Origin of the sequence: Paenibacillus sp. V4I7 (genome assembly GCF_030817275.1) — a bacterium.
Taxonomy (GTDB): domain Bacteria; phylum Bacillota; class Bacilli; order Paenibacillales; family NBRC-103111; genus Paenibacillus_E.
Genome location: NZ_JAUSZD010000002.1, coordinates 6,323,041 through 6,339,044 on the forward strand (window position 1 = coordinate 6,323,041; position 16,004 = coordinate 6,339,044).

The 16,004-nt window shown below is 45.9% G+C and carries 12 protein-coding genes and 2 rRNA genes; all 14 read right to left on the bottom strand.

Annotated elements, in window-relative coordinates; all coding sequences use genetic code 11:
• Positions 1–29: 29 nt before the first annotated feature.
• Positions 30–2,946, bottom strand: a 23S ribosomal RNA gene (locus QFZ80_RS29620).
• Positions 2,947–3,190: 244 nt separating this feature from the next.
• A 16S ribosomal RNA gene (locus tag QFZ80_RS29625) occupies positions 3,191–4,732 on the bottom strand.
• The 16S and 23S rRNA genes sit together here, the layout of an rRNA operon.
• Positions 4,733–5,149: 417 nt before the next feature.
• Complete coding sequence (locus QFZ80_RS29630) at positions 5,150–6,217, bottom strand: FUSC family protein (RefSeq protein ID WP_307552161.1); 1,068 nt, start codon at positions 6,215–6,217, stop codon at positions 5,150–5,152.
• 93 nt (positions 6,218–6,310) lie between these two features.
• Entirely contained in the window at positions 6,311–7,657 is a 1,347-nt protein-coding gene (locus tag QFZ80_RS29635) for an ATP-binding protein (protein ID WP_307562322.1), read from the bottom strand.
• A gap of 385 nt (positions 7,658–8,042) precedes the next feature.
• Positions 8,043–8,678, bottom strand: coding sequence for a spore coat protein (locus tag QFZ80_RS29640; RefSeq protein WP_307562325.1), 636 nt, complete (start codon positions 8,676–8,678; stop codon positions 8,043–8,045).
• 147 nt (positions 8,679–8,825) lie between these two features.
• On the bottom strand, positions 8,826–9,011 hold the full coding sequence (locus tag QFZ80_RS29645; RefSeq protein ID WP_036635181.1) for a DUF3934 family protein: 186 nt from the start codon (positions 9,009–9,011) through the stop codon (positions 8,826–8,828).
• A 26-nt stretch (positions 9,012–9,037) separates the two neighbouring features.
• On the bottom strand, positions 9,038–9,478 hold the full coding sequence (locus tag QFZ80_RS29650) for a HEAT repeat domain-containing protein (RefSeq protein ID WP_373460196.1): 441 nt from the start codon (positions 9,476–9,478) through the stop codon (positions 9,038–9,040).
• A gap of 204 nt (positions 9,479–9,682) precedes the next feature.
• Positions 9,683–9,868 carry a hypothetical protein gene (locus tag QFZ80_RS29655; RefSeq protein WP_307562327.1) on the bottom strand — a complete coding sequence of 62 codons (186 nt, stop codon included), beginning with the start codon at positions 9,866–9,868 and terminating at the stop codon, positions 9,683–9,685.
• 130 nt (positions 9,869–9,998) lie between these two features.
• A complete protein-coding gene (locus tag QFZ80_RS29660) occupies positions 9,999–10,850 on the bottom strand; it encodes an oxidoreductase (protein ID WP_307552152.1) in 852 nt (283 codons plus the stop codon).
• A 168-nt stretch (positions 10,851–11,018) separates the two neighbouring features.
• Positions 11,019–11,894 carry a helix-turn-helix domain-containing protein gene (locus tag QFZ80_RS29665; RefSeq protein WP_307552150.1) on the bottom strand — a complete coding sequence of 292 codons (876 nt, stop codon included), beginning with the start codon at positions 11,892–11,894 and terminating at the stop codon, positions 11,019–11,021.
• Between the two features lie 211 nt (positions 11,895–12,105).
• Entirely contained in the window at positions 12,106–12,924 is an 819-nt protein-coding gene (locus QFZ80_RS29670; protein WP_307562330.1) for an MBL fold metallo-hydrolase, read from the bottom strand.
• A gap of 36 nt (positions 12,925–12,960) precedes the next feature.
• Entirely contained in the window at positions 12,961–14,118 is a 1,158-nt protein-coding gene (locus tag QFZ80_RS29675; RefSeq protein ID WP_307552146.1) for a GntR family transcriptional regulator, read from the bottom strand.
• Between the two features lie 68 nt (positions 14,119–14,186).
• Positions 14,187–15,023 (bottom strand): carbohydrate ABC transporter permease, encoded by an 837-nt coding sequence (locus QFZ80_RS29680; protein ID WP_307562331.1) that lies wholly within the window; start codon positions 15,021–15,023, stop codon positions 14,187–14,189.
• A gap of 13 nt (positions 15,024–15,036) precedes the next feature.
• Entirely contained in the window at positions 15,037–15,999 is a 963-nt protein-coding gene (locus tag QFZ80_RS29685; RefSeq protein ID WP_307562333.1) for a carbohydrate ABC transporter permease, read from the bottom strand.
• Positions 16,000–16,004: the final 5 nt, after the last annotated feature.

Here is a 16,004-nt window from a genome sequence, read left to right on the forward strand (position 1 = left end):
ACTTGCGTAAAGTTAGAATTTTAGGTTTATTGGTTAAGCCCTCGACCGATTAGTATTCGTCAGCTGCATGCATTGCTGCACTTCCACCTCGAACCTATCAACCTCGTCGTCTACAAGGGGTCTTACATACTGGGAAATCTCATCTTGAGGGGGGCTTCGCGCTTAGATGCTTTCAGCGCTTATCCCCTCCGTACATAGCTACCCAGCGATGCCTCTGGCGAGACAACTGGTACACCAGCGGTACGTCCATCCCGGTCCTCTCGTACTAAGGACAGCTCCTCTCAAATTTCCTACGCCCGCGACAGATAGGGACCGAACTGTCTCACGACGTTCTGAACCCAGCTCGCGTACCGCTTTAATGGGCGAACAGCCCAACCCTTGGGACCTACTTCAGCCCCAGGATGCGATGAGCCGACATCGAGGTGCCAAACCTCCCCGTCGATGTGGACTCTTGGGGGAGATAAGCCTGTTATCCCCAGGGTAGCTTTTATCCGTTGAGCGATGGCCCTTCCATTCGGTACCACCGGATCACTAAGTCCGACTTTCGTCCCTGCTCGACTTGTAGGTCTCGCAGTCAAGCTCCCTTATGCCTTTGCACTCTGCGAATGATTTCCAACCATTCTGAGGGAACCTTTAAACGCCTCCGTTACATTTTAGGAGGCGACCGCCCCAGTCAAACTGCCCACCTGACACTGTCCCCATACCGGATCACGGTACCAGGTTAGAACTCCGATACGATCAGGGTGGTATCCCAACGATGCCTCCACCCAAGCTGGCGCTCAGGCTTCAAAGGCTCCCACCTATCCTGTACAGATCGTACCAAAGTCCAATATCAAGCTGCAGTAAAGCTCCATGGGGTCTTTCCGTCTTGTCGCGGGTAACCTGCATCTTCACAGGTATTAAAATTTCACCGGATCTCTCGTTGAGACAGCGCCCAAGTCGTTACGCCATTCGTGCGGGTCAGAATTTACCTGACAAGGAATTTCGCTACCTTAGGACCGTTATAGTTACGGCCGCCGTTTACTGGGGCTTCAATTCATAGCTTCGGGCTTGCGCCCTAACCACTCCTCTTAACCTTCCAGCACCGGGCAGGCGTCAGCCCGTATACTTCGCCTTGCGGCTTCGCACAGACCTGTGTTTTTGCTAAACAGTCGCTTGGGCCTTTTCACTGCGGCCCCCTCGGGCTATTCACCCTACCGAGGCACCCCTTCTCCCGAAGTTACGGGGTCATTTTGCCGAGTTCCTTAACGAGAGTTCTTCCGCGCGCCTTAGAATTCTCTTCTCACCCACCTGTGTCGGTTTGCGGTACGGGCACCTTCGCCTGGCTAGAAGCTTTTCTTGGCAGTGTGAACTCATGACCTTCGGTACTTAAATTTCCCTCCCCATCACAGCCCAGCCTTACGATGTGCGGATTTGCCTACACATCAGCCTCACTGCTTGGACGAGCATCCATCAGCTCGCGTCACTATCCTTCTGCGTCACTCCATTGCTCATAACGGCTACGGTGGTACAGGAATTTCCACCTGTTGTCCATCGACTACGCCTTTCGGCCTCGCCTTAGGTCCCGACTTACCCTGAGCGGACGAGCCTTCCTCAGGAACCCTTAGGTTTTCGGCGGATCAGATTCTCACTGATCTTTTCGTTACTTATACCGGCATTCTCACTTGTATGCGCTCCACCTGTCCTTACGGTCAGAATTCTACGTACATACAACGCTCCCCTACCCATGCACATACGTGCAAGCCATAGCTTCGGTGGCGTGTTTAGCCCCGTTACATTTTCGGCGCAGAGTCACTCGACCAGTGAGCTATTACGCACTCTTTCAATGGTGGCTGCTTCTAAGCCAACATCCTGGTTGTCTGTGCAACTCCACATCCTTTCCCACTTAACACACACTTGGGGACCTTAGCTGATGGTCTGGGCTGTTTCCCTTTTGACAATGGATCTTAGCACTCACTGTCTGACTCCCGGATTTAAGTTTGTGGCATTCAGAGTTTGACTGGACTTGGTAACCCTTGGCGGGCCCCGCACCCAATCAGTGCTTTACCTCCACAACTCAACATCCGAGGCTAGCCCTAAAGCTATTTCGGGGAGAACCAGCTATCTCCGAGTTCGATTGGAATTTCTCCGCTACCCCCACCTCATCCCCGCATTTTTCAACATGCGTGGGTTCGGGCCTCCAGTGAGTGTTACCTCACCTTCACCCTGGACAGGGGTAGATCACACGGTTTCGGGTCTACGTCCACGTACTAAAGCGCCCTATTCAGACTCGCTTTCGCTGCGGCTCCGTCTTTTCAACTTAACCTCGCACGGGAACGTAACTCGCCGGTTCATTCTACAAAAGGCACGCCATCACCCATATAGAGGGCTCTGACTTCTTGTAAGCACACGGTTTCAGGTTCTTTTTCACTCCGCTTCCGCGGTGCTTTTCACCTTTCCCTCACGGTACTGCTTCACTATCGGTCACTAGGGAGTATTTAGCCTTGGCAGATGGTCCTGCCGGATTCCGACGGGGTTTCACGTGACCCGCCGTACTCAGGATACCTCTAGGGGTTTCGTTCGATTTTGGCTACAGGGCTTTTACCTTCTATGCCGGACCTTTCCAGATCACTTCGCCTACCGAACTAACCCCATAACGAGGTCCTACAACCCCAAGGAGCAAGCTCCTTGGTTTGGGCTATTCCGCTTTCGCTCGCCGCTACTGACGGAATCACTTTTGTTTTCTTTTCCTCCAGGTACTTAGATGTTTCAGTTCCCTGGGTATGCCTCTACTATTGCTATGTATTCACAATAGAGTAACTGCGCATTACCACAGCTGGGTTCCCCCATTCGGACATCCCCGGATCAAAGCCTGCTTACGGCTCCCCGAGGCATTTCGTCGTTCGCCACGTCCTTCTTCGGCTCCTAGTGCCTAGGCATCCTCCGTGTGCTCTTTCTAGCTTAACCATTTATAGGGACCTTTAGCGTTAGCTAAAGTCTCTCCTAAGCTGAAAAAACTTTAAAGATTTTTGCAAGATTCGTTAGAATCAAGCAACCTAAGTTCTTACTTTACGTTTTGTTTCGTTATCTAGTTTTCAAGGAACAAAAGTAAAACTTGTTGAAAGATTGCTCTTTCAAAACTGAACACGAGTGAGTAAGCTTGTTTGTGCTTTCGCACTTGACTGGATCTATCAGATCCGAGTCTCCATAGAAAGGAGGTGATCCAGCCGCACCTTCCGATACGGCTACCTTGTTACGACTTCACCCCAATCATCTACCCCACCTTCGGCGGCTGGCTCCCTTGCGGGTTACCCCACCGACTTCGGGTGTTGTAAACTCTCGTGGTGTGACGGGCGGTGTGTACAAGACCCGGGAACGTATTCACCGCGGCATGCTGATCCGCGATTACTAGCAATTCCGACTTCATGCAGGCGAGTTGCAGCCTGCAATCCGAACTGAGATCGGCTTATAAGGATTGGCTCCACCTCGCGGCTTCGCTTCCCGTTGTACCGACCATTGTAGTACGTGTGTAGCCCAGGTCATAAGGGGCATGATGATTTGACGTCATCCCCACCTTCCTCCGGTTTGTCACCGGCAGTCATCTTAGAGTGCCCACCCAAAGTGCTGGCAACTAAGATCAAGGGTTGCGCTCGTTGCGGGACTTAACCCAACATCTCACGACACGAGCTGACGACAACCATGCACCACCTGTCTCCAATGCTCCGAAGAGGGCACCTATCTCTAGGTGTTACATCGGGATGTCAAGACCTGGTAAGGTTCTTCGCGTTGCTTCGAATTAAACCACATACTCCACTGCTTGTGCGGGTCCCCGTCAATTCCTTTGAGTTTCACTCTTGCGAGCGTACTCCCCAGGCGGCATACTTACTGTGTTAACTTCGGCACCGAGGAATCGAATCCCCAACACCTAGTATGCATCGTTTACGGCGTGGACTACCAGGGTATCTAATCCTGTTTGCTCCCCACGCTTTCGCGCCTCAGCGTCAGTTATAGGCCAGAAAGTCGCCTTCGCCACTGGTGTTCCTCCACATCTCTACGCATTTCACCGCTACACGTGGAATTCCACTTTCCTCTCCTACACTCAAGTCAACCAGTTTTGGATGCGAACCGGGGTTGAGCCCCGGGCTTAAACACCCAACTTAATTGACCGCCTGCGCGCGCTTTACGCCCAATAATTCCGGACAACGCTTGCCCCCTACGTATTACCGCGGCTGCTGGCACGTAGTTAGCCGGGGCTTTCTTCTCCTATACCGTCACACAAAAGGCAGTTACTCCTCTTGCTGTTCGCCTAGGGCAACAGAGCTTTACGATCCGAAAACCTTCATCACTCACGCGGCGTTGCTCCGTCAGACTTGCGTCCATTGCGGAAGATTCCCTACTGCTGCCTCCCGTAGGAGTCTGGGCCGTGTCTCAGTCCCAGTGTGGCCGTTCACCCTCTCAGGTCGGCTACGCATCGTCGCCTTGGTAGGCCGTTACCCTACCAACTAGCTAATGCGCCGCAGGCCCATCTATAAGCCACAGATTGCTCCGTGTTTCATAATTCTCTCATGCGAGAAAACCAGTTATCCGGTCTTAGCTATCGTTTCCGATAGTTATCCCGATCTTATAGGCAGGTTACCTACGTGTTACTCACCCGTCCGCCGCTAACTTATCCCGAAGGATAAATCCGCTCGACTTGCATGTATTAGGCACGCCGCCAGCGTTCGTCCTGAGCCAGGATCAAACTCTCCATAATAGTGGACGATTGCTCGTCCGTATATTTGAAAGCTGAAATGCTCATTGACTTGCTAGCGAGATTTTGCAATCTCTTTTTTTGAACGATTTCTCGTTCGTGCTTACTCACTCGTTGTTCAGTTTTCAAAGATCAATTTCTTTCGTTCACTGCCGTGTTACCGAAGCAGCGAGAAGTAATATACCATATTGAAATTTCATTTGCAAGCTTTTTTTATTTATCCATTCGTGAAGATATCCAACACGTTCAGACTCATTTATAATCACTTGCTGCTTGTCTGTTTGGAACAAGAATTATAATATAGCACATACAATTACGTAAAGCAACCTTTAATTAATTTATTGTGAAGGAACCTCCCGAAGCCAGAACATCTGACAAGCGAAAGGTTCAGTAAGACTATTTGAGTAAAAGTGTATTAATCTATTTTAACCTAATGCTTTTGAGCAATAAATCAAGGGGTTCTCTCTCTTCTGATTCTCCACGATGATTATGCTGGGCAAGCTTATCTAACCGCGCTATCTGATGACCATAATCGTACATAGCCGCAGCCACAACCGACAAACGCAGCATACCTTCCGGCTGCTTATTATAACGGTCGATAAGTACGGTCATGAAACGCTCGTTCTCTGTTTCCATCTCCATACCTTCCGAAGAGTCATCCTTGAGCTTATCATCGAATTTCAACAGCACGTGCTCGTGGAACTTTATTAGCTTTTCCAAATGATCATCGAAATAGACATCGATTGCCTGTGTACGGGACGTTTGAAAATAGTGCTCATCCACGGCTTCAAGAACCTCAAGACCTTTGTACATCACGAGAAGCTTCTGCTTGTAAACAACGAGTTCACGAACGCGGTTTAACCCGCTTCCCTTAATTTTCTTAATCTCTTCTTCCATGAGTCTGTACTTATCCGATAAAGACTTCAAGCCGCTGCGCAGACCTTCTTTTTCCTCACGGAATACGGTTTCTTTCATTTCATTAGAGATAACCGTACGAAGGAGGAGCGACATTTTGCCAAAAATCGTACGAATCTGTGCGGCGAATTGCTCCTTGGGCTTAGGTGGAAAGAAAAGAATATTCACTACAAATGCACAACCTATGCCAATCAAACTCAGCAATAATCGATTGACGGCAAAACGCCACTCGCCTGAAGCCTCCATGACCGCTACCACGGTAACTAAGGTAAGACCGATCGTTTCCTCCATGCCCACTCTTAAACTAATGATGATGACAATAATACATACAATTCCTATAGCAATCACGTTATTGGAAAAAAACATACCTGCAAGGAGTGCCAATGCCGCACCAAGAATATTCGTCTGCAGCTGCTCTAGGAAATAGCGCCAAGATCGGTAGATCGAAGGCTGCATGGCAAAAATTGCCGCGACGGCCGCAATAACAGGAGGCGTGAAATTGAGCCAAGCACTTATGTATAAGGCCAAAGCAACAGCAATCCCCGTCTTCCACACGCGCGCACCGAAAACCATGAAACCCCACCTCATCCACAAAAATCTAATTCATTATTATCTTACACAGGTACGGATATGGATGCAAAGATGAGGTTTAGAATCAGATACGGATTAGCCAGCATCTTCTGATTGATCCATCCAAGCAAGCAAAGGGAGGCTAAGTATAAACTTACTGCCATCCCCTTGCTTACTCTGAAGAGTGAGGGAACCACCGAGCAATTTGGCAAGCTGCAAACTGATGGATAAGCCGAGACCTGTTCCTCCATATTTACGATTCGCTGCTCCATCCCCTTGCTGGAATGCTTCAAATATCAACTGCTGCTTGTCTAGGGCAATACCGATACCAGTGTCGCAAACGGCAAAGTCGATCCACTTAGATGAAGCATCGTCGTTGTCCCGAATTTCAACGGATAAGGTGATCCTGCCTTCTTCTGTGAATTTTATCGCATTCATGAGCAGGTTACGAAGTATCTGGTTGAGCTTCTGTGAATCCATTTGAATGATCGTTGGCACATCTTTTCCCACGGTCACGTCAAAGCGCAGCTTTTTGGAAGCCATCATGGGCTCGAATTGTTGTTTTATGTAATGGGTAAGCTCTTCAATAATAACTGGCTGCCACAGCATGTCCATTTTACCCGCTTCAATCTTAGATAAATCTAATACGCTATTGATCATTTGAAGCAGTTCATTACCCGATGTATGAATGATATTGGCATATTGATTTACTTCTTTTAAACTCGTTACGTCTTCGCTTTCCCGTATCATATCTGATAAAACGATTATGCTGTTTAGCGGCGTTTTGAGTTCATGGGACATGTTGGCGATAAATTCTGATTTATAGATTGAAGCTTGCGCTAACTGCTTCGCCTTCTTCTCAAGCTCACGCTTCGATAGTAGAAGCCTCTTGGTCTGTTTTCGCAGAATCACATTCATATTACGTATCTTATCCGCCCGCTGCTGCTCCTTATAGAAATCCCGAATAATGAAGACAAAGAAGGCACTTAGTAATAGGGCGGTTGGATAGGTGTACGGGGCAACTTTAGTCAAATAAATACTCTTAGGCACAGCGCCGAAACTAGCAATACCAATGACCTGTAGCGAGTTTATTGAGAGGATGGAAATGAGCGCCTTTCTCTGATAACTCCATGCGCTTTTTTGATATTTAGCCACAAGGATCGCTGCTAAACAACCCATCAGCATAATATTTAGCGATCCCGTAATAGATTGTGGATTAATGCCTGTAATCGTGTACCTAGCCAGCGCAATTCCAAATCCAATAATAAGTAACATATAGTGCTTACGAAACAAAAGTGTTCCGAATATGATGGGAACGACTCGCAAATCAAATAGCATGAATTCAGATACCCTCACGCCAAAGAACATCGTTAGCCAACCTGAACCTATAAAAATGGCGACAAGCACCGTCTGTTTCACGGTCCAAGATGCATGCTGAAACATATATTTAAAGCCAAGGTTGAATAAGTAAGCACAAGTTATCAGAATACAAATATTCACTAAAAAGCTAATACAGATGGTTATGATAACACCCCCCGCCCCAAACTTACACAAATTAATGGCTTATTTCCAAATTATAACCACTCATCTTATATAAAAATACCCTTATCTATATAGGTTTGAAACAACTAGAAATAAGCGCTTGACTTTGTCGCCTACCGTGCCGACGATACCAGCGTGCGTCTGGATCCAGGTGTTACCATGGATGTACTGCGTGCGATGAAAAAAGCCTGGAGATCTTGCCCTTTCGCTTCTATGATAAGTAAAGTTTAATGAGCAAAAGAAAAACCAGCATGGGTTGATGAGACCAATGCTGGTTTATTTAACTTTAGTGTACAGTTCCTGCTCTGTTATTAGGTGGCATTTGCGGCATTCCTTGTGCCGGAACGAAGGTGTTAAGCATTTTTTGCATATCGGAGGCTTCAAGTTGTGGAACTTGGTAATAGGCATTTCTATTTTGATACAAGAAAATGTCATACGCCATTTCGATAAAATTCTGTACTTGAGAAGCTAATACTCTACGTACTGCAGGATTCGTCACTTCAAGAGAAGTCATCGTCAGCAGCGCAGCATGGGATTTCACGAGGCCTAGCATATGTGCGCTAATGCCTGCATCCTTCACATCAGCCAGTGATTGATTCGGCTTTTTGGGCTGTGTAGGTTTGATACCGTAGATCGGCTGCGATAGATTTTGGATCATATACGTCTGTGTTTCTTGACTCGGCTTTTGCCCTGTTGAAAAGCATTCTGCTGTTATGTTGTAATGGAACAGCGTAAAGTTGTACTGACGATCCAAAATATCCAGAAGCTCGTTATCTTGGACGAATTGTCTGAACATCATGAACTGGTCCAGCACATTGATTGTACAGGATAACACCTCGTGCAAATCAAAGAGCTCATGCCCTCCATGATTCATGTTCTGCATGCCTTGTGTCATATTGTTATTTGGCGTTTGCTGCTGCATCTCGAAGTCTCCTTTAATAAATGGAATAGTAACTTCGATAATATGAGTTATGTTGAGCGATTTTATTCATTTTGTAGGTAAAATACCCTCGGCAAGATGCCGAGGGTATGGGTTATTTAAGATATGGGGCTTACGAAGCAGCAGCCGTTAAGCTTTAGGTTTATCGCCATTGCTGCTACTCGCGGCCTTGGCAGCTTTGGCTGCTGCTAATAGACCTTTACTTTTATAAGGTTTTGGGGCACTCTTTGCTCTATTGGCACTAGCTTGCCATCGGTTCCAGCCCTTACTGTCTGTCCCTCTACCGGTTCCGCCCTTACCCTTCGCTTTACTCATGTACTCACTCCATTATGTTGTGCTTCTTATTTTTTCAGCAACGATGCCCACGTGGTTTCAAGCCATTGATCGAAGTCAGACCCTTTATCACCTTCGTACGTATCATATACGTCACTTCTGGTCTTCTGTAACTTCTCTTTAAACTCTTCAAACGTATGACCTTCTGGCAAGCTCTTTTTAATGCGTACAAAAACTTTACCTGCGCCTTTAATCAAGTCACCTTTTTTTCTTGGCGGCAGTTGAACATCCTCACCAAATGCTCGAAGTTTACGGTAAGCAGCCTCTTGAATGGGATATACCGCATCGCCGCTCATCATACGCGCTAGTATGTTAATGGTTTGTTGGTCGTTATACTGGCCTAATGCTTCAACGGCTTCTAGGCGTTCTCTCCAATTGGATGTACGATTAGCCGATTTTTTTAGTTCCTCTAAATTGGGAGGTATTTCGTTTTTTAATTCGATGGTCAAATGATTCAAGCTCCTTCTGTCTGCTGTTATTAGATTGATGTTACACTTTTTTGATGTGGAGCGCCAACTTTTTGGTGATTATATTTAAAATGGGACATCAGGGTACCATTTATACAGGATTTTATAGCAAAAAAAACAAAACAACGACCAGCTCACACGAATGCGAACTGACCGTTGCTTCATTTGCTATTCATTATAGTAGCCTCAATTTACGACAACCCCCCTACAGTACTTGCATACAGCTGCATCGATGGCAATTTCCTCGTTACAATAAGCGCACAACTTATGTGTATGCAAATCAACTGATGGTACCACTTTGCGCTTCTTCACGTTCATGTAAATCAATAAACCAACCACAACAACGACAACAGCCAACAACCAATAGACCATTCGAAACACCTCCTAGTTGATAAACAACTTCTGATGGTTCCGTATAAGTATATTCGGGCATTCCTGTCCATTTGTCTTAGTTGTGAAATAGAATAAATACTAGGCCCTTTTTTACACATTAATTGCAACGTTATTCCCTTACATCATCATGGTCCGTTCCCGAAATGACGTCATACCAGTCTTCAATGTCTTTTTCAAACTTTGCTGTCTTTTCTCTGTACATAGCAAGGGTGTCATTGCCTAGAGGTAAATGAACTGGAGGCTTTTCAGCATTAGCCAATTTAATGAAAGCTTGAGCGAGTTTCTTGGGATCGCCAGGCTGTTTTTTATTAACCTGTGTTGCAAAGCTTCGCATTTCTCCCACTGTACCTGCATAATCTTCGATGACATGAGCGGTTCTTATCAAAGATGTTGGATCAAGGAATTCCGTTCTAAAAAAGCCTGGTGCCACGACGGTTGCATAAATCCCTAAAGGAGCTAATTCCAAAGCCATGGACTCCGTAATGCCTTCAACAGCAAACTTGGTGGAACCATAAATCCCCCAGCCAACAAACCCGTTTAATCCGCCTACTGATGAAATGTTGATGATATGTCCCGAGCGCTGCTTACGCATGTAGGGTAAAATTGCGCGGGTAACGTTTAGTAAACCGAAAACATTGGCATCATAATTTTGTTTTACTTCTTCATTCGAAGCTTCCTCAACGGCACTCAGCAATCCATAACCAGCATTATTGACTAGCACATCAATTCTTCCGAATGTGTCTGTTGCTTGTTTCGCTGCATCTAAGGCTTGAGTTTCGTCCGTAACATCCAGCACAGTTACTATTAAGTTTTCGTTGTTATCAAGCTGCGCGGCTAGTTGTTCAGGCTTACTGCGAACGGTAGCTACCACCTTGTTGCCCTCCGCTAAAGCAGCTTTTGCAATTTCCAATCCGAAGCCTCTAGATGCGCCGGTGATGAACCATACTTTTTGACTACTCATTATTATTGTCTCCTTCTCGTCGTCATTTTTGAATTGAATCAATCATGACCTAAGATTATCACAGCACATTCCGCCCTACTTTTCCAAAAAGCCCAAAGTATTTGTCCATTTAGCTCAAATAAAAAAATCTTAGCCCGGCGGGTGCCGAACTAAGATCTCTGTTAGCTTTTAGCTTAACTGTTGCTTGTAAAAGGACGGGGTATAGCCAAAATGCTCTTTAAAAACCCTTGAAAAATGCGCAACATTCTCAAAGCCCGTCGTAAAACAAACATCCGTTACTGACATTGCTGAATGGGTCAATAATTCTTTGGCCTTCTCCAAGCGTTTCTGCCTAATCCATAGGGATGGGGACGTGTTGTAAATCGTTTGAAAATCTCGTTTGAAGCTGGACAAGCTTCTACCCGATAAATAAGCCAAATCATTCACTGAAACAGGGTTCAAGATATTTTGTTCCACGACGGTTGAGATATCAGCACGTACTGGTTGCTTTAACTGAAGTAACTGCTGCATGATACCCTTGTTGGCATGAGTAAGATCAAACAACAATTCCAACAACTTAATTTTAATTAATCCGTCCTCGATGTTATCGGGTTCGTTGAAATATGGTTTTAGCGACTCTAAATAGGTTAACAGTCGTTCACTTATCGGATTTACGAAAATTGGTACCAACACTGTTGGCTGCGAAGTTTGAATGTCCACCATTTTAATAAAGTCTTTGAGCACTTCATCTTTTAGAAAAAACATCATGTACTCTAACAAGTAAGCCTGATTAGGTTCGCCGGATTTTTCATATTCAATAACAATCGATTTTTGCAACAGTACCATTTCATGCTTATGTACAACGTACACCTGATCGCCATATCGCACCGTATATGTGCCATTTAGCACAAACATGAGAAGGTAGTCTTCTAAGAACATAGACCCTTGTTTTCCTAATGTGTTGGTGCACGATTCAATGACTGTGAGTCCTTTGAGTTTCAAAACGCTTTGATTGAATGGCGATGCTGCTAAGCCTTGCGGTGCTTTTATTATTCTTTGGGTCACGCGCACCCTCCCCTCTATTCCCTACTCCAACCGTTGATTAACCAAACTCAGGCTGATGATAAGAAATATTTTCTCTAATTGTATCACGAAATATGACATTTTCCTGCTGGACAACACTGATTTGCTTACGACATCCTCGATGGAAAAATAACCCTATCCGAAGTTATGGACAGGGTTATACAGAAACCATTCAAAAACGTCGTAATACCGTCTAAATGTGCATAATCAATCCGTCATACGCGACCACAACCCCAGCAGGTTTAAAGATTTCGTCGAATTCATGATGAAGCAGCTTAGAATTATGGCTAAAATGAGTGACTACAATGGGTGCCTCTGCTTTTAATATGTGTTCTTCACGAAACACACGTTGAGCCTCCAATACGGTTTCGATGCACATATGATTTCGGTCACGGGAACGTCCTGTGTACCCATGCGTGCAGTCGAGTATGGCGCAGTCTATATGGGCTCCCTTTAACCATTCCCATGTTGCTTCCGGGAACCAACCTGAGTCATGTCCGTACAGTAGTTTCTTGCCGCCACGCTCGATCACATACAATAAACATGTTTCCATTTTGTCATGATCTGCCAGAAGAGGTGTAACACGTGCATCACCCACTTCAATCGTCTGGAAGGGACGCAGCAAATGGAAGGCGTAGCGTTCACCCTCAAAGCGGCCAATGGCGACACGCGTATGGTACATCACGGCATCATTCCCGTAGATATGTAAGGGATGATCCAGTCCGTGGGCAATCCCCTCTCTCCGGCATTCGAGATCATAAGCATTAAAATGATCAGAGTGCGTATGCGTGACAAGCAAGTGCTCAATAGCGCCTAAATCGATGTTATCGCGAAGCGCCTGCATATAAGAATCGGGAGAATAGTCGAATTTGATTACATCGTCAAGGATGGCCGAACTCCGAGTGCGAATGTTTTTTCCGCCCAGCTTCCGTGCCTGGATGCAAAACTCACAACGGCAAAACGCATTCGGAAAGCCTTCTGCTGCTGCGGTTCCGAGAAAATGAATTTTCATAAGCTTCACCTGTCATTCGTATTTTAGTCTATTTATTTACACCAAAGAAAGGACGGATTTCCTCTCTATAATCGTTGTCTGAATTTTGATCGTAATTTGTCTCTCATTGGAATTGTTTACACGCTTCATTAGAAGATTAAATGCTGATTGCGTAAGCTGCTCGGTACATTGCTTGACCGTTGTAAGAGGAATCGGTGTTAACCCGGATAATTGAATATCAGAGAAACCCACAATGGAAAGTTGCTCAGGGACTGGAATCTTCAAGTGTAATGCTGTATATAACGTAGAAATTGCCACATGATCGTCCCCGCACATCAGGGCTGTCATCTGTGGATTTTCACGTATGAAGCTTTCCTGTTCAGGGTCGCTCTCATTAACATGGCTAGGATCACAAAGCTCGCTTTTAAAAAGAATATACTGATTTTTGACGGGAACCGCATGATCGATGAGCGCTTGGATATAACCTTGATAACGCTCCTCCCTGCTGGTTATGTTTTCAATCGCATTCGAAACGTACCCGATTTCCCGATGTCCTTTTTCAATCAAATACTTAGCCATTTGGTAAGAGCCCTGAAAATGATCATGATAGACGCAATCAATCTGAACTTCGCGAAAAATTCGATCGATAATCACAATCGGAAACTGTTGCAATTTCAATCTTAGCACTTGGTCACTGCATGTCTTTCGTCCTTGTGGAAATAGGATAATGCCGTCTACTCCACCTTCGACAAGCCCCTGAAGACAACGGTCCTCATCATCTTTGGACTTGCTAATCTTTAGAATCAGATCACAATCATGCTTTCGCGATTCGATCTCGGCAGCCGCAATAATCCTTGATGTGTAATCAGACATATGGGACACGATGATAGCGATCTGTTTATTCTGTTTTTGCTTCTCTACGACCGGCGTCGGCTCATTTACCTTCAGAATGCCTTCGTTATCATTCACCCCATTCTGCTGACCGCAAAGGAAAGTACCCCTTCTTGGCAAACGGTAAACGAGCCCTTGCTGAACCAGTTGTTCTAGGGCTAGCTTGCTCGTCATCCGGCTTACACCAAATAGCTTAGCAAGCTCCCCTTCCGAAGGGACTGGATCATGCGGTTGAAGCCTACGTCTTTGAATAATGTCCCTTACCTTTTCGGCAAGCTGCAGATAGAGTAGATTCGGTTTTCTTGGCATATGTTCATATTTCATATAAGGACATCCCTCGTTTAATTATCAAAATCATGATTATCGATCGAATGCGGCATTAGTAATAATAATTAGCCTTTAATGCCCGTAAAGGTAATGCCTTGAATGAATGATTTCTGCAGAAAAAAGAATAGAATGATAATCGGCAGGATCATCAAAAAGGTAGCCGCCATTAGCAATCCCCACTCTGTGCTGATCTCGTTTTGAAATTGCTGCAGACCTAGAGACAATGTATATTGACTAGGGTCATTCAGATATAACAGTGGGCCCAAGAAATCATTCCAACTACTCATGACCTGGAACAACCCGGTCGCCAGAACGGCCGGCATCGCCAATGGCAGCATAATGCGCCAGTAAATATGGAATTCCCCAGCACCATCTATGCGAGCGGCCTGCTGCAGCTCCGAGGGCAGTCCTTTGAAAAATTGCCGCAGCATAAAAATATAGACAGGAACGCCAAGCGCATGCTTAACGATTAGCGGAAGCAGTGTTCCGACCCATTTCAACTTATGAAACAGAAGGAACTCAGGGATCATTGTCACGGGCCCGGGAATCATCATCACACTTACAGTCAACCCAAAGATCAACCCCTTCCCCCGCCAATCCAGCTTGGCCAAACTATATGCCGCCAACGGAGAAACGATAAGCATGCCCAGTGTACTGAATACGGTAACAATCAGTGTATTGCTAAACATTCTCGGAAAAGAAATTCTCGTAAATGCATCGAGATAATTTCTCCAGTGCACCGGACTAGGAATCCAACGTGGAGGATCCATGTATAATTGGGAGTTGTCCTTCAATGATGTCGAGATCATCCACAGCAGTGGGGCTGCAAAACTCAATGCCAGCGCGATTAGAACCAATTGGGTAAGGAGGTTGCGCGCAGCTGCATTTCTATGATTTTTCACGTACAAGCCCCCTCTAGTCCCCTTGATAATGAACCCATTTTTTAGATGAGATGAAAATCACGACCGTTAGCAAAGCAATCACGATAAAAAGAATCCATGCCATAGCCGATGCATAGCCCATTTTCAGATACAGAAAAGCATTCTGGTACAAATACATGACATAAAACATCATCGACCCAGCTGGTGAGCCACTCCCGCCCGTAAGCGTATAAGGTAAGGAGAACACTTGAATGGAACTAATAATACCCATTACCAAGTTGTAGAAGATGACTGGCGTTAGCAGCGGTAAGGTGACCAGCCCAAATTTCTGATACCATCTAGCACCGTCAACCGAAGCAGCATCATAATATTCCTGCGATATACCCTGCAATCCAGCAAGGAAGATGACGACCGTCTGTCCAACGGCCCATAAAGATATCATAACGAGGGTGGGCTTAGCCCAGGCCTCATTGCCCAACCATGGGGGACCATCAATGCCCAATCTGGACAATAATTGATTGACCAGCCCCGCCTGAGGGTTCAGCAGCCACATCCAGAGGACTGCCTTAGCAACCAAGGGAACAAGAGTCGGCAGATAAAAGACCGTACGGTAGATCGCGATTCCCTTTACTCTCGTGTTCAACAGCAGCGCCAGCCATATACTTAGGACTATACTAAGCGGAACGAAGACAAGAGCGTAATACACGGTATTGTAAATAGAGCTCCAAAACACTTTGTCCTGCATCAAGCTTTGGTAATTCTGAAGGCCGACAAATTGTCCGGCCTTCAGAATGCTGTAAGAGGTAAAACTGAGATAGATGGAACTGACAAGTGGGTACAAATAAAAGAGCAGCAGACCCACTATCCAAGGGGTGACGAATAGCCAGCCAGGCGCGTTTTTACTGAAAGCTCGGACGAAAGATTTCTTCCGGGCTTCTTGATGTCTAGGACCGGAAGGCTCCTGTCCAGTAGCTCGGACCAAGTTTGAATCCATCATCTTTT